Source organism: Flavobacterium sp. ABG (assembly GCF_001027725.1).
GTDB classification, from domain to species: Bacteria; Bacteroidota; Bacteroidia; order Flavobacteriales; family Flavobacteriaceae; genus Flavobacterium; species Flavobacterium cupriresistens.
This window is the reverse complement of sequence record NZ_LEKS01000087.1, coordinates 1-381: the sequence shown is the minus strand read 5'-3', so window position 1 is coordinate 381 and position 381 is coordinate 1. Positions and strand designations below refer to the sequence as shown.

The window sequence follows — 381 nt, the reverse complement described above, 5'->3', positions numbered from 1 at the left end:
GAAGGATTATTTACGTTTTAAAAACCGTTCGCTATCCTATCGAAAATTATTTTATAAAGATTTAAAATTACTTCGTCCAAGAACAGCCAACGGAAAATGGTATGAACCATTTGATCCTGTATCGGGAGCGAACTTTGAAGAAAATGTTGGTTTTATTGAAGGCAATGCCTGGCAATATGCTTTTATGGTACCTCACGATATCAAAGGACTTATAAAGCTAATGGGCGGTGATAAAGCTTTTTCAAACCAATTGCAAAAAGTATTCGATATCAAGCAATTTGATATGGCAAATGAGCCGGATATTGCGTATCCTTATTTGTTTAATTACATAAAAGGAGACGAATGGAAAAGCCAGAAATTGGTTAAAAAATTAGTAGCAAC

At 34.1% G+C, this 381-nt stretch carries 1 protein-coding gene; it reads left to right on the top strand.

Translation table 11 applies throughout. The annotated features are described in order from the left end of the window. A partial coding sequence (locus tag AB674_RS21795) for a glycoside hydrolase domain-containing protein (protein WP_047779399.1) occupies nucleotides 1–381 on the top strand: 381 nt, incomplete at both ends.